This is a genomic window from Modestobacter sp. VKM Ac-2986, assembly GCF_026967795.1.
Taxonomy (GTDB): domain Bacteria; phylum Actinomycetota; class Actinomycetes; order Mycobacteriales; family Geodermatophilaceae; genus Modestobacter.
Map to the genome: position 1 here is coordinate 95,162 of NZ_JAPVBH010000001.1, position 24,267 is coordinate 119,428.

Genomic DNA, 24,267 nt, shown 5'->3' on the forward strand with positions numbered 1-24,267 from the left:
GGCGTCGTGGCCCCGTCGGTGGTGAGGACGGCGGGACCGGTGCTCAGGACGTCGTCCCGAGCCGTGCCAGCCCGTCGGCGATCTTCTCCAGTCCGTCGACGAACCGGATGGAGGGGTTCATCTCGGCCCCGTGCAGGGCGATGTAGCGCTCCTCCTGCACCGCCGGCATCGTGCTGGTCAGCGGGTCGGCCGCCAGGAAGGACTCCTTGTCGGCCAGCCGGTCACCGGGGAACCGGTCGCGCAGCAGGTCGCCGAGGACGAGGACCTGCGGGTCGCGCTCGACCACGGTCTCCCAGCCCACGGCGGGCCAGTCCTCGGCCAGGTCGCCGAACACGTTGGTCGCGCCCACGGTGCTGGCCAGCAGGTCGGCCGAGGCGAAGCCACCGGCGACGTAGGGGCTCTTGGTGTCGGCGAACCAGAACGCCATCGTCACGTCGGACTGCTCGATCCGGGCGGTCGCGGCGGCGGCGCGCTCCTGCAGCCGGGTGACCAGCGCCTCGCCGCGGGCCGGGACGTCGAAGACGGCGGCCAGCTCGCGGATCTCCTGGTACAGGGCGTCGACCGTGAGCGGGCGGGTGCGCGTGCCGCCGCCGTTGATGCTCCGCCCGTCCTCGCAGTCGGTGGGCGAGAGGTAGGAGTCGATGCCGGTCTCGGCGAAGCGCGCGCGCTCGGCGACCCCGCCGGTGAGGTAGTGCCGGCCGAAGGAGGCGGTGACGAAGTCCGGGTCGGCCCCGAGGACGACCTCGTAGCTCGGCGCGTTGTCGGCCAGCCGGGGCACCGAGGCGTTGGCGTCGGCGAGCTCGGGCAGCACCGGGTCGGTCCAGGAGGCGGTGCCGACGACCCGGTCGCCCAGGTCGAGGGAGAGCAAGATCTCCGTGGCGCCCTGGTCGAGGGAGACGACGCGCTGCGGCGGGGCCTCGACCGTCACCTGCTGCCCGCAGTTGTCCAGCACCAGCGGGTAGGTGGTGCCGCCCTCGCCGGCCTGCGCGGCGCTCGCCTGCGGGACCGGCTCGGAGGCACCGCAGGCGGTGAGCGCGCAGACGGCGGCGAGGGCGGTGGCGAGGAGGCCGGACCGGCCGATGGGCGTGCTCATGCGGGTGCTCCTGGTGCTCGGTACGGGCGTGCGCCCACCTGCGGGACGCCCAGCGGGTCGACACGGCGGACGCCGGCTGCTGGGTGAGTGTTGCCTAACCTAACGCACGCCACCCCGGTCCCCGACCGCCGCTGCGTGATCCGGGCGACCACCGCCGCGGTGCTGTCCTGACGGGCGGACCGATGAGAAACTGCGCCGTCCGACGTCTGGACGGGTGACGTGACCGGCGCCGGCCGGTCCTGACGCTGAGGAGCCACCGCACATGGGCGCGATCAAGGTCCACGAGTTCACCACCGTCGACGGCGTGGTCGACGTCCCGATGTGGACGATGGACTTCGGCTTCCCCGACGACCTCGCCGCCTCGATCGGCGTGCTGACCGGGTCCTCGACCGGCATCCTGCTGGGTCGCACGACCTTCGAGATGTTCGCCCCGGCCTGGTCGACGCGCACCGTCGAGGACGACCCGGGCGCGCCGTTCTTCAACGACACCCGCAAGCACGTCGTGAGCTCGACGCTGACCGACGCCGAGTCGGTCTGGCGGAACTCGACCGTGGTCGGCGGCTACGACGCCAACCGCATCCGGGCGCTCAAGGACGAGGCGGACGGCGACCTGTACGTCAGCGGCAGCGCCACCCTGGTGCGCGCGCTGCTCGCCGACGGCCTGGTCGACGAGCTGCACCTCTACGTCTACCCGGTGGCCGTGGGCACCGGGATCCGGCTCTTCCCCGAGGGGACGGCGCAGACGCTGGCGTTGCTGGGCGTGGAGTCGCTGAGCAACGGCGTGGCGCACCTGACCTACGGCCCCGCCGCCGGCTGACGGCGTCCGCCGGGCTCCTGCGCGCAGGGGCCCGGCGGGTCGCTCAGTCGGTGCCGGACTCCATGGCGGCCCGGTCGAGCAGCTCGTCGTGGGCGGAGATCCCGCCGCGGGAGGCGATGGCCTCGGCCCCGCCGGCCTCCGAGGCGTCGATCAGCCCGGTGGACGCCGCCTGCGCCGCACCGATCGAGGTCGGGGTCGCCCCGCCGACCATGCCCATCGCGGCGTACTGCTCGAGCTTGGCGCGGGAGTCGGCGATGTCCAGGTTGCGCATGGTGAGCTGGCCGATCCGGTCGACCGGGCCGAACGCGGAGTCCACCGTGCGCTCCATCGACAGCTTGTCCGGGTGGTAGCTGAACGCCGGGCCGGAGGTCTCCAGCAGCGAGTAGTCCTCGCCCCGGCGCAGCCGCAGCGTCACCTCACCGGTGACCGCCATGCCGACCCAGCGCTGCAGCGACTCGCGCAGCATCATCGCCTGCGGGTCCAGCCAGCGGCCCTCGTACATCAGCCGGCCCAGCCGGCGGCCCTCGGAGTGGTAGTTGGCCAGGGTGTCCTCGTTGTGGATGGCGTTGACCAGCCGCTCGTAGGCGGCGTGCAGCAGCGCCATCCCCGGCGCCTCGTAGATGCCCCGGCTCTTGGCCTCGATGATCCGGTTCTCGATCTGGTCGGACATGCCCAGGCCGTGCCGGCCGCCGATGGCGTTGGCCTCCAGCACCAGGTCGACCGGGGAGGCGAACTCCTTGCCGTCGATCGTGACCGGCCGGCCGTACTCGAAGCCGATCGTCACGTCCTCGGTCGCGATCTCGACCTCGGGGTCCCAGAAGCGGACGCCCATGATCGGCTGCACCATCTCCACGCTGGCGTCCAGGTGCTCGAGCGCCTTGGCCTCGTGCGTGGCCCCCCAGATGTTGGCGTCGGTGGAGTAGGCCTTCTCCGCGCTGTCCCGGTAGGGCAGGCCGTGGGCGACCAGCCACTCCGACATCTCCTTGCGGCCGCCGAGCTCGGTGACGAAGTCGGCGTCCAGCCAGGGCTTGTAGATCCGCAGCGAGGGGTTGGCCAGCAGCCCGTACCGGTAGAACCGCTCGATGTCGTTGCCCTTGTAGGTCGACCCGTCGCCCCAGATCTGGACGCCGTCCTCGAGCATGGCGCGCACCAGCAGCGTGCCGGTGACCGCGCGGCCCAACGGGGTGGTGTTGAAGTAGCTGCGGCCACCGGAGCGGATGTGGAACGCCCCGCAGGTCAGCGCGGCCAGGCCCTCCTCGACCAGCGCGGCGCGGCAGTCGACCAGCCGGGCGATCTCGGCGCCGTAGGTCGTGGCGCGACCGGGCACCGAGCCGATGTCGGGCTCGTCGGCCTGGCCGATGTCGGCGGTGTAGGTGCAGGGCACCGCGCCCTTGTCGCGCATCCAGGCGACCGCGACGGAGGTGTCGAGACCCCCGGAGAAGGCGATGCCGACGCGCTCGCCGACGGGCAGGGAGGTCAGGACCTTGGACACGAGACACATTATTCACACGACTGCATGATCATGCAAAGCGGTGGGGTGTGACCTGCCGGACGACATACGCCCCGGCACGGGGGCTCAGGGAGCGGGCGCCTCGCCGGCCTCGGCGACCAGCGGGAAGGCGGCCCGGACGCCGGCCTGCTCGAGCGCTGCACCGGCACCGCCGGCGGCCTCGGCGGCGGGCGGGGCGACCAGGACGTCGATGCCGTCACCCTCAGGGCGCTCCCGGGCGCTGGTGACCAGCCCGGGGTGCTCGGCCAGCAGCCGCCCGGCCTCGGCCCGCAGGTCGGCGGGGCGGAACTCGGTGCGCGCGACGGTCAGCTCGAAGCCCTCGGCGCTGTCCAGCACCCGCTGCACGGCCGCCGGCGGCTCGCCGAACCAGCGGACGGTGAGCCGCTTGCGGTCCAGGCTGATCCCCGGCGTGCCGTACTCGGGGGCGTCGGCGGCCGCCTCGGACAGCCGCTCCAGCAGGTCGTAGATCGCTGTCGGCCCACCGGGGTAGGCGACGAACTCGCCGTGCCCGACCGAGCCGGACGGCGCCTGCTTCCCCGACCCCTTGCGCGCTGCCATGCCCGCCATCCTCCACGCTGTGCCCATGGAGCTGTCCGGAGCACGCATCTGGGTCACCGGCGCCTCGACCGGCATCGGCGCCGCGCTGGCCCGCGAGCTGGCCGACCGCGGCGCCCGGATGGCGATCAGCGCCCGCAGCGCCGACCAGCTGGCCGAGGTGGCGGCGGGCCGGATGGCCGTCGTCCCGGTCGACGTCACCGACCGGGCGGCCACCGTCGCCGCCGGGCAGGCGGTGCGTGAGGCGCTGGGCGGGCTGGACGTCGCGGTGCTCAACGCCGGCACCTGGTCGTCGTTCCACGTGGAACCGTGGGACTCCCAGCTGTTCGCCGACCACCTGCAGGTCAACGTGATGGGCGCCGTGCACACGATGGAGGCCGTCGTCCCGCAGATGATCGCCGCCGGGTCCGGGCGGGTCGTGGGCGTGGCCTCGGTCGCCGGGTACCGCGGCATGCCCGGCTCGGAGGCCTACAGCGCGGGCAAGGCGGCGCTGATCAACCTGCTGGAGAGCCTCCGCGGGTCGCTGGCCCCGCGCGGGGTCGTCGTCCAGACGGTGAACCCCGGCTTCGTCGCCACCCGGATGACCGACCGCAACCGCTTCCCCATGCCGTTCAAGGTCAGCGCCGAGGCCGCCGCGCGCACCATCGCCGACGGCATCGCCCGCGACCGCGCCGAGATCGTCTTCCCGCTGCCGATGGCGGTGCTGATGAAGGTCGTCCGGGTGCTACCGGTCAACGTCTGGACGGCGCTGACGGCGGCGATGGCCCGACGGGGGCTGCACGGCGGGCCGGAGCGTCGGCAGGGCTGAGCCACCCCGCCGACCGGTGGGCCGCCCCGGGGCGCGGTGAACCGGTCGGTCAGGGAGCTCGACCCGCGCGGTCGGGCGCCGTCGGTCTAGGCTCCGGCCACACACACGACAGGGGAGCGCCTTGGCGCTGAGAGTGCGGGAGACCGCAGACCCTCGAACCTGATCCGGGTCATGCCGGCGCAGGGAGTCTGGAGGAGCACCATGGCCGAGAAGGCCGTCCGACCGATCGACGCTGCCCCCGGGACGTCCTCGTGGCGCACCGTCGACATCATCGTCACCGCCGTGCTGGGCGTGGCCTTCGGCCTCGTCTTCTGGCTGTGGGCCCTGGTCTTCGCGGCCACGGGTCCCGCGTTCGCCGGCTTCCCGCCCGCCCAGGCGGTGCTCTACGGCGTCTTCCTGCTGCCCGCGGTGGTCGCACCGCTCGTCGTCCGCAAGCCGGGCGCGGCGGTGTTCGCCGAGCTGGTCGGCGCCGTCGTCGAGGCGCTGCTCGGCTCGCACTTCGGCAGCACCGTCATCCTCTACGGCCTGCTCCAGGGCCTGGCCGCCGAGCTGGGCTTCGCCGCGTTCCGCTACCGCCGCTTCGGCTGGCTGCAGGCGCTGCTGGCCGCGGCGCTGGCCGGGCTGGCCGCCACGTTCCTGGACTTCGGCTACTACTACCCGGACTGGACCGTGGGCTGGAAGACGGTCTACCTGCTGCTGGTCGTCAGCAGCACCGTGGTGATCGCCGGCATCGGCGGCATGGCGCTGACCCGCGCGCTGCGCGCCAGCGGCGCGCTGTCCTCCTTCACCTCCGGCCGCACTCGCGCATGACGGCGCCGGCCGCACTGCGGCTGGCCGGCTGGGGGTTCCGCCACGCGACCCGCGAGGCGTGGGCGGTGCGGGACGTCGACCTGACGGTGGCCCCCGGTGAGCGCGTGCTGCTCACCGGGGCCTCCGGCTCGGGCAAGTCGACCCTGCTGCGGGCCCTCGGTGGCCTGCTGGACCCCGAGGCCGGCGACCCCATCGGTGAGCTGACCGTCGACGGCGCCGTGCCCGACCGGCGGCGGCAGCGGGTCGGCATGGTCTTCCAGGACCCGGACTCCCAGCTGGTGATGACCCGGGCCGGGGACGACGTGGCCTTCGGGCTGGAGAACACCGGCACCCCACCGGCGCTGATCTGGCCGGCGGTGGACGCCGCGCTGGACGCCGTCGGCTTCGACCTCGGCCGCGACCGGGCCACCGGCGCGCTGTCCGGCGGGCAGAAGCAGCGGCTGGTGCTGGCCGGTGCCCTGGCCGCCCGGCCGGGGCTGCTGCTGCTCGACGAGCCGACCGCCCAGCTCGACCCGGACGGTGCGGCCCAGGTGCGCACCGCGGTGCTGCGGGCCGTCGACGCCCGGGACGCCACGCTGGTCGTGGTCGACCACGACGTCGAGTCGTGGCTGCCGCTGGTCGACCGGGTGGTGGAGCTGCTGCCCGGCGGCGGCACCGTCGAGCACGGCCGGGACTGGCGGCCGGCGCCCCCGCGGCTGCCCGCGCGGCAGCAGCACCCCCCCGGCGAGCAGCTGCTGGCCACCGAGGGAGCCGGGTACACCCACCGCGGCAGCGACGCCCCCGGGCTGCTGCCCACCGACGTCGTCCTGCGCGCGGGCCGGACGCTGGCCGTCACCGGCCCGAACGGCACCGGCAAGTCCACGCTGGCGCTGCTGCTGGCCGGCCTGCGGGCGCCGACCACCGGCCGGGTGACCGCCGGCCCGGCGCTCACCACGGGGCTGCGCCGCCCGGAGCGGCCGCCGCACCGGTGGCGGGCGGGTGAGCTGGTGCAGCGGATCGGCACGGTGTTCCAGCAGCCCGAGCACCAGTTCCTCACCGGCCGGGTCCGCGACGAGCTGTCCCTGGGCGCCGGTGACACCGCGCGTGCCGAGGAGCTGATGGAGCGGCTCGGGCTGGCCGCGCTCGCCGAGGCCAACCCGTTCACCCTCTCCGGCGGCCAGCAGCGGCGGCTGTCGGTGGCGACCGCGCTGGCCACCGACCCGCGGGTGCTGGTGCTCGACGAGCCCACCTTCGGCCAGGACCGGGAGACCTGGGCGGAGCTGGTGGCGCTGCTGGCCGAGCAGCAGGACGGCGACCGGGCGCTGTGCCTGGTCACCCACGACGCCGGCGTGGTCACCGCGCTCGCCGACGACGTGCTGGCGCTGGGCGCGGCGGTGGCCGCGTGAGCCTGCCCCTGGCGCTCGGCCCGGCCCGGCCGGTGCCGCTGTCGGCGGTCAACCCGGTCGCGCAGCTGACCGCGATCGTGGTGGTCACCGTCGTGCTGCTGGTGAGCGGTGACCTGGTCACCCCGGCGGTGCTGCTGGCCGCGGAGCTCGCGCTGCTGCCGGCGGCCGGCCTGACCCGCCCCGGCGACGTCCTGCGGCGCACCTGGCCGCTGCTGCTCAGCGCGGTCGGGGTCGCCTGGGTCAACGTGGCGTTCGGGTCGCTGTCCGGCGCGGACGCGTGGGTGAGCGGCGCGACCTGGGGGCTGCGGGTCGTCGCCCTGTCGCTGCCGGGCATCCTGCTGGTGGCCTCGACCGACCCGGTGCGGCTTGCCGACGCGCTGACCCTGCACTGGCGGGTGCCGACCCGGTTCGCCTACGGCGCGCTGGCCGCGCTGCGGCTGGTACCGCTGCTGGCCGCGGAGTTCGAGACGATCCGGCTGGCCCGCCGCGCCCGCGGGGTGGACGCCGGCGCGAGCCCGGTCGCCCACGCCCGGCTGCTGGCGAGCACGTCGTTCGCGCTGCTGGTCGGGGCGATCCGGCGGGGCACCCGGCTGGCCACGGCGATGGACGCCCGCGGCTTCGACTCCGGCACCGTCCGCACCAACGCCCGCGGCTCACAGCTGCGCCCGCAGGACACCGCCTTCGTCGTCGCCGTGGTGCTCGTCTGCGCCGCCGCGCTCACCGCGAGCGTGCTCACCGGCCACTGGGACGCCGCCCTCGGCTGACCGCCGTCCACGGTCCCGGGGAGGTCGACCCGCCCGGTGCAGGGTCCAGCCGCTTGCGCCGGCGGCTGGACCCTGTCTGCGGCGGGTCGAGCCGGGCCGGGTCCCGTCAGTCGGGCTGCCCGGAGGTGAGGACGGCGAACGCGGCCAGCGCCGCCGACCAGCCGAGCTGGACGGCCACCAGCCACCACGGCACCGCGCCGAGCAGCAGGGCCAGCCCGACCGGCACGGTGCCCAGCACCCCGACGTCCGGGCCGCGCACCAGGGTCGCGCCGACCCCGGTCGGCAGCGCGCCCATCGGTGAGGACACCACCGGGCCCGACCAGTCCAGGTCGGGGCGGTAGCCGGCGCGCACCGCCGCGCCGGCCCAGGCCGGGGCGGCCGCGACCCCCAGGGCCAGCCAGGCCACCGGCGAGCCCGCGCCCTGCCCGACCAGCAGCGCCGAGACCCCGAGGACGACGGCGAGGACGGCGACCGGCACCACCGCCCGGCAGCGGACGACGACCTCGGCGGCCAGCGGCAGCGACCGGTCGGCACCGGGTGCGGACGACGCCCGGCGGCTGGGCTCCCCCACCGCCGTCGCCGCGGTCCACCAGCCGAGCACCACGGCCACCGCCACCAGCGCCGGCAGCTCGCCGAGCCCCTGGGTGCGGGCGGCGAGCACGGGCAGCGCCGCCCCCACGGCCAGCTGCCCCCAGCGCCACGGCGAGCGGGCCAGCACTGCGAGGTCACCGGCGACGACGGCGTGCTCGGCCCGGCGCACCCACCGCCCGTGCAGCGCCCGGCGCGGACGGCGCACCGGGCTGCGCAGTGCGCGGCCGATCTCCCGGGTGTCCAGGGAGAACACCGAGGCGGTCGCGTACTGCACGGTCTCCCCCGACGCCCGCAGCGCAGCGGCGGACAGCTGTTCCAGCCGGCGGTCGGCGCGCACGACCGCCAGCACGGCGCCGGCGCCCAGCACCAGCAGCAGCGCCGCTGCCGCCCCCCACGGCAGCGCCGGCCCGGCCGGCCAGGCCACCCGGGCACCCGCCGCCGCGGCCAGGCAGCCGACCACCGGCGGGAGGACCAGCGTGGCCGCCACCACGCCCCCGGCGGCGGCAGGCACCCAGCGGGTGCCGCTCCCGGCCTGCCGGACGACGAGCGCGCCGACCGCGACCACCGCGAGCAGCCCGCCGGCGACCAGCCCGGTGAGCACCCCGCCGAGCGTCCGGGTCGCGGTGAGCGCCACCGGCAGCGCGACGCCGACCGCCACGGCGGCGGCCAGCCCCAGTCCCCGGCGCAGCTCCCCGCGCAGCAGCGCGCGGCGGCCGGCCGGCAGCGGCAGCCACCAGGCGGCCACGCCCGGGGTCGCGCTGACCGGCCCGAGCCGGGCGAACAGGGCGACCAGCCCGGCCGCCACCGCCACGGCGACCGCGGTCGCGGTCAGCCCGCCCGGCAGCACCGCCGCGGGGACCGGCGGCCGGGCGGCGATCTGCTCCTGGAGCCCGGAGACCAGCCCACCGCCCACCGCGACCGCGATCGCGGCCGAGGTCAGCCCGGAGGTCAGGTCACCGAGCCGGGTCCACCAGCGGGTGTCGGCGCGGGCCGCGGTGGCCCGCCGGGTGAACCGGCGGACGGCGGCGCCGTCCCACTCCTCCGCCGTCCGCGCCAGGACCGCCATCAGTCCTCGCGCAGCTCGGCGACCGCGTCCGCGGGCTCGACCAGCCGGCACTCGTCGTCGCCGACCACCAGCACCGCGTCGGCGAGCGTGTCCAGGAAGGCCGGGTCGTGCGAGGCGAACAGCACGGTGGCGCCCGCGGCCACCAGGGCCGCCAGCCGGTCGGCCAGCGCGCGGCGCATGACGGTGTCCAGCCGGCGCTCGGGCTCGTCGAGCACCAGCAGCCGGGCCGGGCGCACGAGCGCCCCGGCCAGCGCCAGCCGCCGCCGCTGCCCCGAGGACAGCGCCGAGGGCAGCGCACCGGCCCGCTCGGTGAGCCCGAAGGCGGCCAGCTCGTCGGCCACGACCTGTTCCGCGTCGACGACGCCGTGCGCCCGCGCGGTGAGCAGCAGGTGCTCCGCGCCGGTGAGCGAGGGGAAGAACGCGTCGTCGTCCAGCACGCCGGCGACGGCGCGGCGGAAGTCGGCGGATCGCTCGTCGACCGGCTGCCCGGCGAAGGTGACCGTGCCGGCCAGCGCGGGCAGCAGGCCGACCATCGTCTGCAGAACGGTGGACTTGCCGGCCCCGTTCGGGCCGACCAGCCCCACGGCGGTGCCCGGCAGCATGGCCAGCGAGACCGGCGCGCAGACCGGCTCCCCGCCGTAGCCGACCGACAGCCCGTCGGTGGCCACCAGCGGCTCGTCGGTCACCGGACGGTCCCGTCCTGTAAGGGCACGGAGAGCACCCTACGGACCGGGCTATGGTGGCCGGGCACGGCTCGCGGCCGTGTGCGGGAGCTCGGCGGGACCGGGCTGAGAGGGTGGCTGACGCGCCGCCGACCGCCTGGACCTGCCGGGTAATGCCGGCGTTGGGAGCAGCCCGTGGCATCCACCGACGTCGTGGTCGCCGGCGGCGGGCTGATCGGGCTGTCGGTCGCCTGGCGCGCGGCGCAGCGCGGCCTGTCGGTCACCGTCGTCGACGAGTCCCCCGGCGCGGGCGCCTCCCAGGCGGCGGCCGGCATGCTCGCCCCGGTCACCGAGGCCGCCTACGGCGAGACCGACCTGCTCCGGCTCTGCCTGACCTCCCTGCGCCGCTACCCGGACTTCGCCGCCGAGGTGGAGGCCGCCGGCGGGCGCCCGGTCGGGCTGCGCACCGTGGGCACCCTGGTCGTCGGGTTCGACGAGGACGACGTGCGCGAGCTCGACGCGCTGCACGGCTACCAGCGCGAGCTGGGCCTGGCCGCCGAGCGGCTCACCCCGCGCGAGACCCGCCGCCGGGAGCCCTCGCTGACCCCGCGGGTGCGCGGCGGGCTGGCCGTCGACGGCGACCACTCGGTCGACGGCCGGGCGCTGCACGCCGGCCTGCTCGCCGCGGCCGAGGCCGGCGGCGTCGAGGTGCTGCGCGCCCGGGTGCGCGAGCTGCGGGTCTCCGGCGGCCGGGCCACCGGGGTGGTCCTGGACGGCGGCCGGGAGCTGCCGGCCGGCCAGGTGGTCCTGGCCCTGGGCGCGCACAGCGGCGGGCTGCCCGGTGTCCCGCCGCTGCCGGTGCGGCCGGTCAAGGGGCAGATCCTGCGGCTGGCCGGCGCCGAGGGGCTGCTCGAGGGCACGGTGCGGGCGCTGGTGCGCGGCCGGCACGTCTACCTGGTGCCCTACGCCGGCGACGGGCTGATCATCGGTGCCACCACCGAGGACCGCGGCTTCGACGCCACCGTCACCGCCGGCGGCGTGCACGACCTGCTGCACGACGCGATCGAGGTCGTGCCCGGGGTGACCGAGCTGGAGCTGGTCGAGACGCTGGCCCGCTGGCGGCCCGGCACCGCCGACAACGCCCCGCTGCTGGGCCCCTCCGGCCTGCCCGGGCTGGTGCTCGCCACCGGTCACCACCGCAACGGGGTCCTGCTCACCCCGGTGACCGGGGACGTCGTCGCCGAGCACCTGGCCACCGGCGAGGTCCCGGAGCTGGCCGCCCCCTTCACCGTCGACCGCTTCGCGCGCGCCGACCCGCTCGAGAGGACCTCGCCGTGAACGTCACCGTCAACGGCTCCCCCGTCGACCTGGCCGAGGACGCCACCGTGGCCGACCTCGTCGCCCAGCGCAGCTCCGGCCACGACCGGGTCGCGGTGGCCTGCAACGGCGACGTCGTCCCGCGCAGCACCTGGGCCGCCACCCGGCTGTCCCCCGGCGACGCCGTCGAGGTGCTCGCCCCCACCGCAGGAGGCTGACGCATGACCACCACCCCGTTGACCGACGAGCTGGCACCGGCGCTGGCCGCCGAGGAGGCCGGCGACCCGTTCACGATCGCCGGGGAGACCTTCACCTCGCGGCTGGTGCTGGGCACCGGTGGGCTCCCCAGCATGGACTCCCTGGAGCGGGTCGTGCGCGCCTCGGGCACCCAGCTGGTCACCGTGGCCCTGCGCCGGGTCGAGGCCGTCGCCGGCAACTCGATGATGCAGGTGCTCGACCGGGTCGGCGTCCGACTGCTGCCCAACACGGCCGGCTGCCGGACCGCCCGGGAGGCGGTGCGCACCGCCGAGCTGGCCCGGGAGGCCTTCGGGACCGACTGGGTGAAGCTGGAGGTCATCGGCGACGAGCAGACCCTGCTGCCCGACGCCGTCGAGCTGCTCGACGCCGCCGAGCAACTGGTGCTGAAGGGCTTCAAGGTCTTCGCCTACACCACCGACGACCCGGTCCTGGGCCGCCGCCTGGAGGACGCCGGGTGCGCCGCGGTGATGCCGCTGGGCTCCCCGATCGGCAGCGGCCTGGGCATCCGCAACCCGCACTCGATCTCGCTGCTCCGCGAGATGGTCACCGTGCCGGTGGTCCTCGACGCCGGGATCGGCACCGCCTCCGACGCCGCCCTGGCCATGGAACTCGGCTGCGACGCGGTGCTGCTGGCCTCGGCCGTCACCCGGGCCCGGGACCCGGAGCGGATGGCGCTGGCCATGCGCCAGGCCGTCGAGGGCGGCCGGCTCGCCCGCGGGGCCGGCCGCATCCCCCGCCGCTTCCACGCCCAGGAGTCCACGGCCACGGCCGGGCGCCCGGAGCTGTGAGGCTGCCGCGGCTGCTGGTGCTCACCGACCGCACCCAGTGCGCCGGGGGCCTGGTCGACACCGTGGCCGCGGCCGTCGACGCCGGCGCCCGGGCGGTGGTGCTGCGGGACAAGGACCTCCCGTCGCCCGAGCGCGCCGCCCTCGCCGAGCAGCTCGCCGGCCTGCTCGCCCCGGTGGACGGCGTCCTGGTCTGGGCCGGTGCGGCGGGCGGCGCGGGGCGGGCGGCGGTCCACCTGTCCGCGGCCGACCCGCTGCCCCGGGACCGCCCGGCGCTGCTGGGCCGGTCCTGCCACTCGGCGGCCGAGCTGACCCGGGCGCGGGCCGAGGGCTGCGACTGGGCCTTCCTGTCCCCGCTGGCGGCCACGGCGTCCAAGCCCGGCTACGGACCGGCACTCGGGGCCGCCGGGCTGGCCGCGCTGGTGCCGCTCGGCCCCCCGGTGTTCGCCCTCGGCGGCGTGACACCGGAGGACGTCGCCGGGTGCCGCGCCGCCGGTGCCCACGGCGTGGCCGTGATGGGGGCGGTCATGCGGGACCCCTCGGTGGTGACGCGCTACCTCGCCGCGTGTGCCTGAGCTGCTGCGGAGGACCGCGGTGCTCTACGGTGCCCGCAGGACGTCCGTCGGCCCCGACCCTGCCGCGCCCAGGACGGTCGCACCATGAGTCGCAGATCACAGGCGTGTCGTGGTTTGGGCTGCCGCCGTGGAGACAAGACAGGGGTTCGCCGTTGAGCACACAGCGGCCAGAGCGCAAGGAGACCGAGTGACGGGCGAGTCGGCCGGCCTCGCGTGGCCGTCGTCCCCCCCGCCACCGGGCGAGGACGGGTGGTCGTGGGAGCTCGCGCACGTCGCTGAGCTGCCCCGGGTCCGCTCGGAACTGCGGCGCGGTCTGGCCGCCCAGTCCGCCGGTGACCAGGAGGCCACCGACCTCGACGAGGCCGTCGTCCTGGCCTTCGACGAGATGGCCTCCAACGCCCTGCGGCACGGCGGCGGGGGCGTGCAGGCCCGGGTCCGTCGCACCCCCGACGCCTGGCTCATCGAGGTGCGTGACGCCAACGCGCAGCAGCCGCCGCAGCCCGCGGTCGGGCGCGACCCGAGCCAGGGCGGCCTCGGCCTCTACCTGATCGCCGAGATGGCCGACGCGCACGGCTGGCACAGCGCCGACGGGCACAAGAGCGTCTGGGCGCTGCTCCCCCGCCGGTGAGCCCGTCCGTTCACGGGGTGGGCGGCACGACCTCCGGGCCGGCGGCCTGCGGGCGGGGGCGGTCCTCGCGGTGCAGCCGCACCGCCACCAGGGCGACGTCGTCCTCCGAGCCGCCCGGCCGCATCCGCTGCAGCAGCTGGTCGCAGAGCTGGTCCAGCGGCAGCTCCCCCAGCTCGCCGAGCAGCTGCCGCAGCCGGGACACCCCGTCGTCCAGGGGCAGGTCGGGGCCCTCGACGAGCCCGTCGGTGTAGAGCACCACCGTCGCCCCACGTCGCAGCACCTGCACCTGCTCCCGGCGGGGGCGTTCAGGCGCCACGCCCAGCAGGAGGTCGGCCCGCTCGGTCGCCAGTTCCTCCACCCGGCCGTCGGGGTGCAGCACCAGCAGCGGCGGGTGGCCGGCACTGGACCAGCGCAGCCGGGTCAGGCCCTGCGCGCGCTCCTCGGCCGTCTGCTCGAGCCGGGCCACCGCCGCGGTGGCCAGGGTGCGCACCTGCAGGCCAGCCATCGCCCGGTCGAGGTCGGACAGGACGGCGGCCGGGCCACCGCCGCTGCTGTAGGCGATGCCCCGCAGCAGGCTGCGCAGCTGGCCCATCGCGGCCGCCGCGACCGTGTCGTGCCCGACGACGTCACCGATCGCCAGCACGGTGGCGCCACCGGGCTGCAGGAAGGCGTCGTACCAGTCGCCGCCCACCTGGGCGGCCTGGACGGCGGGGACGTAACGCACCACGATCTCGGAGTGGTCCGGCTCCGGCGGGGCGGTGAGCAGGCTGCGCTGCAGCTCCTCGGCCATCCGGCGCTGCTGCTCGTGCAGCGCGGCACTGTCCAGCGCCAGCGCGACCCGGTCGGCGACCTCCTTCAGCAGGGCCTGCTCGGCGGCGTCCATCGGCGCGCGGTCCCGCGACCGGTAGACGCTCATCGCCCCGAGCACGCGGCCGCGGGCGATCAGCGCGACCGCGACGGCCGTCGCGGGGTCCAACGTCCAGTAGGCCTCGGAGACGGCACCGGGAGGCAGACCGTTCCCGACGGCGGCGGCCACGTCCGGTACGACCGTCAGCTCACCGGTCGCCAGGGCGGCCACGATCGGGGCGGTCGACCGCAGGGCACCCAGGCGCAGCTCGGCGTACCGGTCCACCACCGGACGCAGCTCGGGGTCGCGGTGCCAGCCGCCGACGTCCCGCAGTCGGCCGTCGTCCTCCACCAGGCTGCCGATCACCCAGTCGCCCAGCCCGGGGACCACGGCCTGCATCAGCTGCGCCAGCGCCCCCCGGCCACCGCGGCGGGAGATCAGTGCGTCGGACAGCGAGTCGGTGACCCGGGCGAGCAGCGCCAGCCGCTCGGTCTCCTGGCGCGCGGTCTCCTCGGCCCGGTGCCGCTGCGTCACGTCCAGGAAGTAGACCGACAGCCCGTCGGCGCTGGGCCAGGCCCGGACCTCGTACCAGGCGTCCAGCGGCGCGGGGTGGTACGCCTGGAAGACCGCCAGTTCGCCGGTGTCCATCGCCCCGCGGTAGTGCACCTCGAAGTCGCTGTCGACCGCAGACGGGAAGAGCTCCCAGATGTCCCCGCCGATCAGTTCCTCCCGGGTGCGACCCAGCAGGCGCTCGGCCTCCGCGTTGACGTAGCTGAACCGCCAGTCCCGGGCCAGGGAGAAGAAGGCCGCCGGCATCGACTCCAGCACCCGTGCCACTGCCGCCTCGCCGTGGCGCTGCCGGGTCACGTCCTGGACAGCGCCCAGCAGCCGCGTCACCGCCCCGGTGCCGTCGCGCAGCGCCCGCCCGCGACTCGCCATCCAGCGCTCCTCGCCGGAGGGCAGCAGGGCGCGGTACTCCAGCTCGAACGGCCCTCCCGCGGCGACGGCGGCGTCGATCACCGACCTGACCCGGTCGACCTCGTCGGGGTGGAGCCGGTCGAGGAGGGCGCGGATGGTGCCCGGGAACCCCTCGCGGTCGTAGTCCAGCAGCCGCAGCATCTGCTCGTCCCAGTCGAGCCGGTCGGCTGCCAGGTCCCAGTCGAAGATGCCGATGCCGGCCGCCTCGATGGCCAGGTCGCCGCGCAGCCGGCTGCGCTCCAGCTCAGCGGTCATCGCGGTCAGCTCGAGCTCGGAGACGACCGGCCCGGCGAGCTGGACCAGCATCGCCACGTCGGCGTCGGTCCAGGTCCGCGGCTCCGGCCCGAAGGCCGCCAGGACGCCGACCACGTGCTCGCCGGTCGCCTCGAACAGCGGGACGCCGAGATAGCCGACCACGTCGCCGGCCCGCACGGCCGGGAGGTCGGCGACCCGGGGGTCGGCACGCGCGTCGGCGTAGGCCCGCGGCGCCCGCGCGGCGACGACGGTCCTGCCGAGGGTGTCGCTCAGCCGACGCTGCACGCCGACCTGCCAGACCGGCCGGCCCGACGTGCCGACGACGGTCTGCACCTCACCGACGAGCGCCACCCCGACCGAGGGCGCGGCCAGCAGGGCGGCGGCGAGGTCCAGCAGGCGCTGGAGCCCCGGCCCGCTGGTCGACGCGACCGCCATGCGACCGCCGGCCGCGATCCGGTCGCGGTCCTGCAGCGACATCGCTCGACCCCCGCTCCAGCCTCACACCGCGGCACCGTGGCACCGGCGGCGTCCTGCGCGCCCGTGCCCGGGCCGATCATGCCGGAGTGCCCCGGCACCCCCCGGCGCGGCCCGCCGGGGAGCCGAGGTCGCTGCTCAGCGGCCGACCGCGTACCCCTGCATGCCGCGCGGGTTGGCGCCGGCCCGCAGCACGCCGGTCTCGTGGTCGATCGACACCGCCGACATCCGGCCGAGCGACCAGGCGTCGGAGACGCTGACCTGGTGGCCGCGGCGGCGCAGCTCGGCGATCGTGTCCTCGCCGAGCCGGGACTCCACGACCAGCTCCCCGGGCGTCATCTCCCGCGGGTAGAACGAGGACGGGAAGCTGGTCGTGTGCCAGGCCGGCGCGTCGATCGCGGCCTGCAGGTCCAGCCCGCCGAGGGTGTGGGCCAGCCAGAAGCACAGCTGCCACTGCTCCTGCTGGTCACCACCCGGCGTGCCGAAGGCCATCGTCGGCACACCGCCGCGCAGCGCCAGCGACGGCGTGAGCGTGGTGCGGGGCCGCTTGCCGGGCGCCAGGGAGTTGGGCAGACCCGGCTCCAGCCAGAACATCTGCGCCCGGGTGCCCAGCGGGAAGCCCAGCGACGGGATCGTCGGCGAGCTCTGCAGCCAGCCGCCCGAGGGGGTGGCGGAGACGATGTTGCCCCAGCGGTCGACGACGTCGACGTGCACGGTGTCGCCGCGGGTGGTGCCGCGGGTGTCGACGGTGGGCTCGCCGACCCCGGCGACCGCTGCCGCCGACGGCCGCTCCCGGCCCGAGGTCTCGGTGACGAACCGGGGCAGCCGCGGCGGGCGCCCCCCGGGCGAGCCGGGCCGCAGCTCGGTGCTGGCCCGGTCGCCGATCAGCGCCCGCCGCTGTGCGGTGTAGTCGGTGGACAGCAGGTCGTCCACCGGTGCCTCTGCCGTGTCGCCGTACCAGGCCTCGCGGTCGGCCATCGCCAGCTTGACCGCCTCCGCGCCGGCGTGGACCAGGTCGGCATCGGCGGTGCCCGATGCGTACCCGGCCCCGGGACCCGCCGCCGGGACGCCGTCCAGCATCGCGAGCGCCTGGAGCAGCGCCGGGCCCTGGGACCACGGCCCGGCCTTCGCGAGCGTCCACCCACGCCAGTCCAGGGTGACCGGCGGCTCGTACGTCGGGCGCCAGCCGGCGAGGTCTGCTCCGGTGAGGAAGCCGCTGTGGGCACGACCGGAGTCGTCCATCACAGCGGACCGGGAGAACTCGTCGATCGCCTCGGCGACGAACCCCTGGTACCAGGCCGCCAGTGCCGCGTCGATCTGCGCCTCTCGGGAGGGTCCGCGCGCTGCGTCGAGCAGTCGGCGGTAGGTCGAGGCGAGGACCGGGTTGCGGAACAGGCGGCCGGCGGTGGGGAGAGCTCCGTCGGGGGCGAGCCAGGTGGCGGCCGAGGTCGGCCAGTGGGAACGGAAGTGCGCGGAGACCGAGGCGACGGTCGCGGCGACCCGCGGGAGGAGCGGGTGGCCGTGCTCGGCGTACTCGAGGGCGAAGCGGAGGACGGCGTCCAGCGGCAGGGTGCCGTGGTCGCGCAGGAGGGTCAGCCAGGCGCCCATGGCGCCGGGCACGGTCGCGGCGAGGAGGCCGGTGCCGGGGACCAGGTCGAGACCCAGCTGGCTGTAGGCCTCGATCGTGGCGCCGGCGGGGGCGGTCCCCTGTCCGGACAGGACGACGGGCTCCCCCGCGCCGGAGGCTGCCCGCGGGCCCCGGGCGAAGAGGACCGGGACCTCGCCCCCCGGCCCGTTGAGGTGCGGCTCGACCACCTGCAGGGTGAGTCCCGCAGCGACCGCGGCATCGAACGCGTTGCCACCGGCCTCGAGGGTCGCCATGCCCGCGGCGCTGGCGAGCCAGTGCGTGGAGGCGACCATCCCGAACGTGCCGGCGAGCTCCGGCCGAGTCGTGAACATGCCGCCACCCTAGAGAGCGGCGACCGGACGCCGCCGGTCCACGCGGAGCGCTGCGGTGGGGCCGGGCGCGTGGGGGTGCCGGGCTGCTCGCGCAGCGGCACGGGCTCGTCGCCGTCCGGTGCGCGGTGCCGCAGGTCGGCCGGGAGGGGCCGGGGCGCGGCGGGGCCGGCCGGCGACTGCTCGGGGGCGAGGGTCAGCCGGTGCACCGGGGGCAGCACGGGCCGGTCCCAGGCCAGGTGGGCGCCGGCGGGTCCGGCGCCCCAGCCGGCGGCGGCACGGGTCAGCCGGCGCAGCCGGGCGAGGACCCCGCGGACCGGGGCGGTGAGCCGGAAGGGCCGGGGGGCGAGCCGGGCGCGGGTGGTGAGCAGGTCGGTGTCGAAGTCGGTGGCGAAGGCGATCGCCTCCTCCAGTTCGGCGTCGAGGACGGCCGTCCGGGCGACGTCGGACCGGACCGGGACGACGGCACAGGGCGGGACGGCGGCACGGGGCGGGGCGGCGGCCACCGGCCGCACAGGGGCGGCCGCGGTGGGCAGGAGCCGGTCGGCGCCCTCGGTGAGCCGGTGGACCCGGGGGGCGGGGCCCCACGCCAGGTGGGCGCCTCCGGGGCCGGCGCCCCAGTGGGAGGCGCGGGTGGTGATCGTCCTGCGCCGGGTCGCGACGACCACGGGCACGGGGGACCCGGCGGTTCCGGCCGGAACGGTCGACGGCGCGCAGGCCGTCGGGGTGGGGGCGGTGGCGCCGGGCGCCGTGACCGCACGGGGCGCGCCAGCCGGCGTGGCCGCACCGGACCCACTGGTCGCCGTGTCGGTGCCACACGCCTCGGCGGTGCCCGACGCCGTGGCGGCCAGCTCGGCGGCGAGCCAGGCGGCCGCGAGGTGCCCGGCGGCCAGGAGCTCGAGCGGGTCGACCGCGGGGCCGGCGGGCGCCGTGCTGCCGTCGACACGGCGGCGGACGGTCCCGCTCGGGTCCGGGACGGTGCGGACCGGCGCGGTCCGGGCGTCCGCCTCGCGCTGGGCGAGCGTGCGGCGCGGAGCCGGGCGGGCGGCCAGCTCTCGTCGCCGTGCCGCCTCACGCTGGGCGGCGCTGCCGCGCACCGCGTGGTCGCGCACCAGCACGCGGACGGCGACGGGCGAGTCGCCGGGAACCGGTCGGACCTCGTCCATCGCGTGCCTCCCTCTCGTCGTCGCCGCGGTCGGGGAAGGGACCGCGGCTGAGGGAGAAGTTACGGACGCGGACACCTCGCAGAGCCCGTCCGGGACACCCCCGCCGGGGCGCGTGACCGAACTGTTGTGCGACCCCCGCGCAGCGGTCGACGACCCCCCTCAGGCCCGGCCACTTGTCGACAGCACGGGCGTGAAAGCCCAGGTCGAGCGCGGATTCCGGGGTCGATGACCTCGGCGGCCCGGGCGGCACACCGGCGTGTCGGCGCGTCTGGTGGGATGACCGGGTGCCCGACACCCCTCCCCCGCTGCCCCTGGTCGTCGACACCGACCCCGGCATCGACGACGCCCTGGCGCTGCTGCTCGCCCTCGCCAGCCCGGAGGTCGACCTGCAGCTGGTGACCACCGTGCACGGCAACGTCGACCTGGCGCAGACCACGGAGAACGCGCTGCGGGTGCTGCACCTGGCCGGCCGCTCCGACGTCCCGGTGGCCGCGGGTGCCCGCAGCTCCCTGGTGGTGCCGCTGGCCCGGCGGGCCGGGCACGTGCACGGTGAGGCCGGGCTGGGCGGCGTCGTGCTGCCGCCCTCGGTCGCCGCGGTGGACCCCCGGCCGGCCGTGGTGGCGCTGGCCGAGCTGCTCATGGGCAGCGACCGCCCGGTCACGGTGGCTGCGATCGGCCCGCTGACCAACATCGCGCTGCTGGTGTCGGTGTACCCCGACGCCGCCGCCCGGATCGGCCGGCTGGTGGTGATGGGCGGCTCGGCGGGCCGCGGCGGCAACGTCACCGCGGCCGCGGAGTTCAACATCTGGGCCGACCCCGAGGCCGCCGCGGTCGTGTTCGCCGCCGGGCTGCCCACCGTGCTGGTGGGGCTGGACGTCACCCTGCCCACGGTGCTCACCGAGGCCGGCATCGCCCGGTTCGCCGCCGCCGGGCCGATCGGCGCCCAGGCCGCCGCCGTCCTGCGGCAGTACCTGGACCACGCGCGCACCAGCTACGGCATCGACGGGGTGGTGGTGCACGACGCGCTGGCGCTCACCGAGGCGATCGTGCCGGGCACCCTGCGCACCGTGCCGCGGGACGTCGTGGTGGACACCAGCCCCGGCGCCGGGCGCGGGCAGACGCTGGTGGACCGCCGGTCGCCGTCCACCTCGGACACGGCGGTCGCCGTCGCGGAGGGCGTCGACAGCGACGCCGCGGTGGAGTTCCTGGTCAGCCGGCTGGCCTCGCTGGACTGAGCGGAGTGGGTCCGTCGCGGTCACCGCTACGGACCCACTCCACCTAGGAGACGAGACCGACGCTGCGCATCCACTCGTAGGCGACGTCCGCCGGGTCCTCGCCGCCGACGTCGACCCGGCCGTTGAGCCCGATCATCACCTCGTCGGTCAGCAGCGGGGTGATCTCGGCGAAGACGTCGGCGATCTCGGGGTGCTCGTCCAGCGTCTCGGTGCGCACCACCGGCGCCATGTTGTACGCCGGGAAGTACCCCTGGTCGTCCTCGAGCACGGTCAGGTCCAGGGACTCGAGCCGGCCGTCGGTGGTGAAGACCTCGCCGAAGTTGCAGTCGCCGCGGTCGGTGGCGGTGTAGACCGCACCGGTGTCCAGCACCCGCACGTTCTCCCGCGGAACGCCCTGCGGGTCACCGAGCGGGATGCCGTAGGTCTCCAGCATCGGCTCGAAGCCGTCGCTGCGGGTGGCGAACTCCGACTCCACGCAGAACGTCCGCTGCTCGACCGGCAGCGCGGCCACGTCGGACAGCGAGGCCACCCCGCCCAGCTCGGCGATCGCCTCGCTGCGGATGCCGAAGGCGTAGGTGTTGTTCGCCTCCGCCGGCGGCAGCCAGCTGATGCCGTTGGCGGCGTCGGCGTCCCGCACCGCCGCGTACTGCTCCTGCTGGTCCGGGATGCCCTCGGGCATGGCCAGGTAGTTCAGCCACCCGGTGCCGGTGTACTCCCACTGCATGTCGATCTTGCCGCTGAGCTGACCGGCCCGGGACGGCGCCGCCCCCGGGATGCTGGTGCTGTCGGCGACGTCGAAGCCGGCGACCTGCAGCGCGATCACCGCGATCTTGCCCAGGACCAGCTGCTCGGTGAAGTTCTTGGACCCCACGGTGATCGGGTCGCCGTCCACCCCGGCGATCGGCTGGATGGCACCGGCCGAGGCCTGCGGGGTGAAGGTGCTGGCGCTCTGCAGGCCGCAGCCGGTGAGCAGGACGCCGACCAGCGGCAGGACGACGGCGCACGTGCGACGGGTGCCCATCACAGCCCCTTCGGTCGGGCGACGTGCTCGACCACGCGGCCGAGCCAGTCGACGGCCAGCGCCAGCAGGGCGACGAGCACGGCCCCGGAGACCAGCAGCGAGTTCAGGTTCAGCGTGATGCCGGTGTTGATCAGCACGCCCAGGCCACCGCCGTCGATGAAGGTGGCCAGCGTCGCGGTGCCCACCAGCAGCACCAGCGCGGTGCGCACCCCGGCGAGCATGACCGGGACGGCGAGCGGCAGCTCCACCCGGAACAGCACCGCCGCGGCGCTCATCCCCATGCCCCGGCCGGCCTCGACCAGCCGGGCGTCGACCTGCTGGATGCCGACCATGGTGTTGCGCAGCACCGGCAGCGCGGCGTAGAGCACCAGGCCGATCACCGTCGTCCGGAACCCGAACCCGAGCCACATGGCCAGCAGCACGAACAGGCCGATGGCCGGTGCGGCCTGGCCGGTGTTGGCCACGGCGAGCACCAGCGGGCTGAGCCGGCGGAACGGGCCGCGGGTCAGCGCGATCCCCAGCGGGATGGCGATGACCAGCACCAGCACCGCGGCGACCAGGGTCAGCGAGAGGTGCTCGCGGATGCTGGTCCACAGCGCGGTGGCGTTGAGCTGACGGGCCTCGGTCTCGGTCAGCGTCGCGGTGGCCCGCCACACGAGGTACGCCGCGACACCCAGCAGGACCAGCAGCGGCTGGACGGCCAGTGCCCGCCAGCCACCACGGGCCTTCGCCGGGGCAGCGGTGTCCCGGGCGTCGGCGGCCGCGCCGGCCCCGGCGGTGTCGACGCCGGGCCGGCCGGTGGTCGCCGCGGTCACCCGGCGACCGCCGCGCGGGCCTGCCGGATGGCGGCCATGACGCTCTCGATGGTGAGCACGCCGGCCAGGCTGTCGCGGTTGCCCATCACGACCACTCCTGCCTGGCTGGCGGCCAGCATGGTGTCCAGTGCGTCGTTGAGGGTCGAGCGCAGGCCGACGACCGGCAGACGCGCGTCGACGGTGCCCGGCACGGACGTCGTCCGGCCGAGCTCGGCGAGCGTGGGCCAGCTGACCGGACGGCCCCGCTGGTCGAGGACGACCACGAAGTCGTCGCCGGCCGCACGGGCCACGGCGACGGCAGCCGCGGAGTCGCCGCCGACGGTCGCGGTGGTGACCTGCCGGAGCTCGACGTCCTCGACCCGGGCCAGGGTCAGCTGCTTCAGCGTCGCCCCGGCGCCCACGAAGTCGGCGACGTACTGCTCGGCCGGGTCGCTGAGGACCTCCTCCGGCGTGCCGTGCTGCACGACCCGGGCCCCGACGTCGAAGACGACGATCTTGTCGCCGAGCTTCACGGCCTCGTCGAAGTCGTGGGTGACGCAGACGATGGTCTTGCCCAGCTCGTCCTGGATGCGCAGCATCTCGTCCTGCAGGCGCTGGCGGGTGATCGGGTCGACGGCGCCGAACGGCTCGTCCATCAGCAGCACCGGCGGGTCGGCGGCCAGCCCGCGGGCGACGCCGACGCGCTGCTGCTGCCCGCCGGAGAGCTCCCGGGGGTAGCGGTCGCGGTAGACCGTGGGGTCCAGCCCGACCAGGTCCAGCAGCTCGTCGACGCGGCCGGCGACCTTCTTCTTCTCCCAGCCGAGCATCTTCGGCACCAGGGCCACGTTGGCGCCCACGGTCATGTGCGGGAAGAGCCCGCCGGCCTGGATGACGTAGCCGATCCGGCGGCGCAGCTGGTCGGGGTCCTGCCCGGTGACGTCCTCGTCGCCCAGGAAGATCTTGCCGCTGGTGGGCTCGATGAGCCGGTTGATCATCTTCAGCAGCGTGGTCTTCCCGCAGCCGGAGGGGCCGACGAACATCGTCGTCCTGCCGGCAGGGAGCTCCAGGGTGACGGCGTCGACGGCCGGCTTGTCCTGCCCGGGGTAGCGCTTGGTGACGCCCTCGAGCCGGATCGGCAGGCCGCTGGCCCGCCGTCCGCTCGAGGCGACGGTGGCGCCGGCCGGCGCCTTGGTGTCAGACACGGATCCCCCTGGGGGTGGTGAGGCGACCGGCCAGCACGAGCAGCAGGTCGAGGACGAGGGCCAGCAGGACGACGGCCATCGTCCCGGTGAGCGCGGAGTTGACGGCGTTGGCGCCACCGAGCCGGGAGAGCCCGGTGAAGATGAAGCCGCCCAGGCCCGGGCCGAGCACGTAGGCGGCGATCGCCGCGATGCCCATGACCATCTGGGTGGACGTGCGGACGCCGGCCAGGATGACCGGCCAGGCCAGCGGCACCTCCACGCGCAGCAGGGTGGCCAGCCGGCTCATGCCCATGCCGCGGGCGGACTCGACCAGCGACGGGTCGACCCCGGCCAGCCCAACGACGGCGTTGCGCAGCACCGGCAGCGCGGCGTAGAAGGTGACGGCGATGACCGCCGGGGTGATGCCGAAGCCGAAGGGCGCCAGCAGGATGCCCAGCAGCGCGAAGGCCGGGATGGTCAGCCCGACGGCGGACACCCCGTTGGCCAGTGCGGTGGCCCGGGGGCTCCGGTAGACCGCCATCGCGACCAGCAGCGCGATCACCGTGCCCAGGAGCACGCACTGCACGACCAGGCTGAGGTGCTGCAGCGCCTGCTGGGCGATCTGGCCGCGCCGGTCCAGCACGTAGTCCCACATCCGAGGTGGCTCCTCCTCCGCCCGGCTCGAGGGTGCCGGGACGTTCGTCGCCACGGGGGCGCCCGGCGGTCCTCCGGCGGC

22 protein-coding genes and 1 riboswitch are annotated in these 24,267 nt (G+C 76.0%); of the genes, 11 read left to right on the forward strand and 11 right to left on the reverse strand.

Features of this window, described 5'->3' with window-relative positions:
* Positions 1-43 precede the first annotated feature (43 nt).
* A complete protein-coding gene (locus tag O2W14_RS00460) occupies positions 44-1,093 on the reverse strand; it encodes an ABC transporter substrate-binding protein (protein WP_269174120.1) in 1,050 nt (349 codons plus the stop codon).
* Positions 1,094-1,355: 262 nt separating this feature from the next.
* On the opposite strand from O2W14_RS00460, the gene O2W14_RS00465 reads away from it, so the two are divergent.
* Positions 1,356-1,910, forward strand: coding sequence for a dihydrofolate reductase family protein (locus O2W14_RS00465; protein ID WP_269174121.1), 555 nt, complete (start codon positions 1,356-1,358; stop codon positions 1,908-1,910).
* Positions 1,911-1,953: 43 nt separating this feature from the next.
* Here the strand turns inward: O2W14_RS00465 and argG are convergent, their stop codons facing one another.
* The gene (gene argG, locus O2W14_RS00470) at positions 1,954-3,402 is read right to left on the reverse strand and encodes an argininosuccinate synthase (RefSeq protein ID WP_331253566.1); all 1,449 of its coding nucleotides are present in this window, start codon (positions 3,400-3,402) and stop codon (positions 1,954-1,956) included.
* A gap of 84 nt (positions 3,403-3,486) precedes the next feature.
* On the reverse strand, positions 3,487-3,978 hold the full coding sequence (locus O2W14_RS00475) for a hypothetical protein (RefSeq protein WP_269174123.1): 492 nt from the start codon (positions 3,976-3,978) through the stop codon (positions 3,487-3,489).
* A gap of 25 nt (positions 3,979-4,003) precedes the next feature.
* Between O2W14_RS00475 and O2W14_RS00480 the strand changes: the two genes are divergently transcribed.
* The 4 genes from O2W14_RS00480 to O2W14_RS00495 all read left to right on the forward strand — a co-directional run bounded on the left by O2W14_RS00480 (position 4,004) and on the right by O2W14_RS00495 (position 7,742).
* Entirely contained in the window at positions 4,004-4,783 is a 780-nt protein-coding gene (locus tag O2W14_RS00480) for an SDR family NAD(P)-dependent oxidoreductase (protein ID WP_269174124.1), read from the forward strand.
* Positions 4,784-4,883: 100 nt separating this feature from the next.
* Positions 4,884-4,986: riboswitch (TPP riboswitch) on the forward strand.
* On the forward strand, positions 4,985-5,593 hold the full coding sequence (locus O2W14_RS00485) for an ECF transporter S component (RefSeq protein WP_269174125.1): 609 nt from the start codon (positions 4,985-4,987) through the stop codon (positions 5,591-5,593). (Overlaps the previous riboswitch by 2 nt.)
* Positions 5,590-6,978, forward strand: coding sequence for an ABC transporter ATP-binding protein (locus O2W14_RS00490; protein WP_269174126.1), 1,389 nt, complete (start codon positions 5,590-5,592; stop codon positions 6,976-6,978). Before O2W14_RS00485 ends, O2W14_RS00490 begins: the two co-directional genes overlap by 4 nt.
* Positions 6,975-7,742: an energy-coupling factor transporter transmembrane component T family protein gene (locus O2W14_RS00495; RefSeq protein ID WP_269174127.1), complete on the forward strand. Its 768-nt coding sequence runs from the start codon at positions 6,975-6,977 to the stop codon at positions 7,740-7,742. Before O2W14_RS00490 ends, O2W14_RS00495 begins: the two co-directional genes overlap by 4 nt.
* 106 nt (positions 7,743-7,848) lie before the next feature.
* Here the strand turns inward: O2W14_RS00495 and O2W14_RS00500 are convergent, their stop codons facing one another.
* Positions 7,849-9,399 (reverse strand): DUF6297 family protein, encoded by a 1,551-nt coding sequence (locus O2W14_RS00500; RefSeq protein WP_269174128.1) that lies wholly within the window; start codon positions 9,397-9,399, stop codon positions 7,849-7,851.
* Positions 9,399-10,085 (reverse strand): ABC transporter ATP-binding protein, encoded by a 687-nt coding sequence (locus O2W14_RS00505; RefSeq protein WP_269174129.1) that lies wholly within the window; start codon positions 10,083-10,085, stop codon positions 9,399-9,401. The genes O2W14_RS00500 and O2W14_RS00505 overlap by 1 nt, the downstream gene beginning before the upstream one ends.
* Positions 10,086-10,256: 171 nt before the next feature.
* Here O2W14_RS00505 and thiO point away from each other — a divergent pair, with 171 nt between their 5' ends.
* From thiO to O2W14_RS00530, 5 genes are all read left to right on the forward strand, one after another.
* The gene (gene thiO / locus O2W14_RS00510) at positions 10,257-11,399 is read left to right on the forward strand and encodes a glycine oxidase ThiO (protein WP_269174130.1); all 1,143 of its coding nucleotides are present in this window, start codon (positions 10,257-10,259) and stop codon (positions 11,397-11,399) included.
* Positions 11,396-11,596, forward strand: coding sequence for a sulfur carrier protein ThiS (gene thiS, locus O2W14_RS00515; protein WP_269174131.1), 201 nt, complete (start codon positions 11,396-11,398; stop codon positions 11,594-11,596). The genes thiO and thiS overlap by 4 nt, the downstream gene beginning before the upstream one ends.
* Before the next feature lie 3 nt (positions 11,597-11,599).
* On the forward strand, positions 11,600-12,424 hold the full coding sequence (locus O2W14_RS00520; protein WP_269174132.1) for a thiazole synthase: 825 nt from the start codon (positions 11,600-11,602) through the stop codon (positions 12,422-12,424).
* Positions 12,421-12,996: a thiamine phosphate synthase gene (locus O2W14_RS00525; protein WP_269174133.1), complete on the forward strand. Its 576-nt coding sequence runs from the start codon at positions 12,421-12,423 to the stop codon at positions 12,994-12,996. Before O2W14_RS00520 ends, O2W14_RS00525 begins: the two co-directional genes overlap by 4 nt.
* A gap of 187 nt (positions 12,997-13,183) precedes the next feature.
* Positions 13,184-13,624: an ATP-binding protein gene (locus O2W14_RS00530; RefSeq protein WP_269174134.1), complete on the forward strand. Its 441-nt coding sequence runs from the start codon at positions 13,184-13,186 to the stop codon at positions 13,622-13,624.
* Between the two features lie 10 nt (positions 13,625-13,634).
* Here O2W14_RS00530 and O2W14_RS00535 read toward each other — a convergent pair whose 3' ends face one another.
* Positions 13,635-16,181, reverse strand: a complete 2,547-nt coding sequence (locus O2W14_RS00535) for a SpoIIE family protein phosphatase (protein ID WP_269174135.1) — start codon at positions 16,179-16,181, stop codon at positions 13,635-13,637.
* Positions 16,182-16,316: 135 nt separating this feature from the next.
* Complete coding sequence (locus O2W14_RS00540) at positions 16,317-18,137, reverse strand: gamma-glutamyltransferase family protein (RefSeq protein WP_269174136.1); 1,821 nt, start codon at positions 18,135-18,137, stop codon at positions 16,317-16,319.
* Between the two features lie 1,447 nt (positions 18,138-19,584).
* Here O2W14_RS00540 and O2W14_RS00545 point away from each other — a divergent pair.
* On the forward strand, positions 19,585-20,535 hold the full coding sequence (locus O2W14_RS00545; RefSeq protein ID WP_269174137.1) for a nucleoside hydrolase: 951 nt from the start codon (positions 19,585-19,587) through the stop codon (positions 20,533-20,535).
* Between the two features lie 43 nt (positions 20,536-20,578).
* Here the strand turns inward: O2W14_RS00545 and O2W14_RS00550 are convergent, their stop codons facing one another.
* The 4 genes from O2W14_RS00550 to O2W14_RS00565 are packed head-to-tail and all read right to left on the reverse strand — an operon-like array spanning position 20,579 to position 24,186.
* The gene (locus tag O2W14_RS00550; RefSeq protein ID WP_269174138.1) at positions 20,579-21,556 is read right to left on the reverse strand and encodes a glycine betaine ABC transporter substrate-binding protein; all 978 of its coding nucleotides are present in this window, start codon (positions 21,554-21,556) and stop codon (positions 20,579-20,581) included.
* Positions 21,556-22,371, reverse strand: coding sequence for an ABC transporter permease (locus O2W14_RS00555; protein WP_269174139.1), 816 nt, complete (start codon positions 22,369-22,371; stop codon positions 21,556-21,558). Before O2W14_RS00555 ends, O2W14_RS00550 begins: the two co-directional genes overlap by 1 nt.
* Positions 22,368-23,552 (reverse strand): ABC transporter ATP-binding protein, encoded by a 1,185-nt coding sequence (locus O2W14_RS00560; protein WP_269174140.1) that lies wholly within the window; start codon positions 23,550-23,552, stop codon positions 22,368-22,370. The genes O2W14_RS00555 and O2W14_RS00560 overlap by 4 nt, the downstream gene beginning before the upstream one ends.
* Positions 23,545-24,186 (reverse strand): ABC transporter permease, encoded by a 642-nt coding sequence (locus O2W14_RS00565; protein WP_269174141.1) that lies wholly within the window; start codon positions 24,184-24,186, stop codon positions 23,545-23,547. The genes O2W14_RS00560 and O2W14_RS00565 overlap by 8 nt, the downstream gene beginning before the upstream one ends.
* Positions 24,187-24,267 lie beyond the last annotated feature (81 nt).

Excerpts from the sequence above, each read along its gene's own strand:
- O2W14_RS00460 (WP_269174120.1), bottom strand. The coding sequence starts at position 1,093 with ATGAGCACGCCCATCGGCCGGTCCGGCCTCCTCGCCACCGCCCTCGCC.
- O2W14_RS00465 (WP_269174121.1), top strand. The coding sequence starts at position 1,356 with ATGGGCGCGATCAAGGTCCACGAGTTCACCACCGTCGACGGCGTGGTC.
- O2W14_RS00475 (WP_269174123.1), bottom strand. The coding sequence starts at position 3,978 with ATGGCAGCGCGCAAGGGGTCGGGGAAGCAGGCGCCGTCCGGCTCGGTC.
- O2W14_RS00480 (WP_269174124.1), top strand. The coding sequence starts at position 4,004 with ATGGAGCTGTCCGGAGCACGCATCTGGGTCACCGGCGCCTCGACCGGC.
- O2W14_RS00485 (WP_269174125.1), top strand. The coding sequence starts at position 4,985 with ATGGCCGAGAAGGCCGTCCGACCGATCGACGCTGCCCCCGGGACGTCC.
- O2W14_RS00490 (WP_269174126.1), top strand. The coding sequence starts at position 5,590 with ATGACGGCGCCGGCCGCACTGCGGCTGGCCGGCTGGGGGTTCCGCCAC.
- O2W14_RS00500 (WP_269174128.1), bottom strand. The coding sequence starts at position 9,399 with ATGGCGGTCCTGGCGCGGACGGCGGAGGAGTGGGACGGCGCCGCCGTC.
- O2W14_RS00520 (WP_269174132.1), top strand. The coding sequence starts at position 11,600 with ATGACCACCACCCCGTTGACCGACGAGCTGGCACCGGCGCTGGCCGCC.
- O2W14_RS00535 (WP_269174135.1), bottom strand. The coding sequence starts at position 16,181 with ATGTCGCTGCAGGACCGCGACCGGATCGCGGCCGGCGGTCGCATGGCG.
- O2W14_RS00540 (WP_269174136.1), bottom strand. The coding sequence starts at position 18,137 with ATGTTCACGACTCGGCCGGAGCTCGCCGGCACGTTCGGGATGGTCGCC.
- O2W14_RS00550 (WP_269174138.1), bottom strand. The coding sequence starts at position 21,556 with ATGGGCACCCGTCGCACGTGCGCCGTCGTCCTGCCGCTGGTCGGCGTC.
- O2W14_RS00565 (WP_269174141.1), bottom strand. The coding sequence starts at position 24,186 with ATGTGGGACTACGTGCTGGACCGGCGCGGCCAGATCGCCCAGCAGGCG.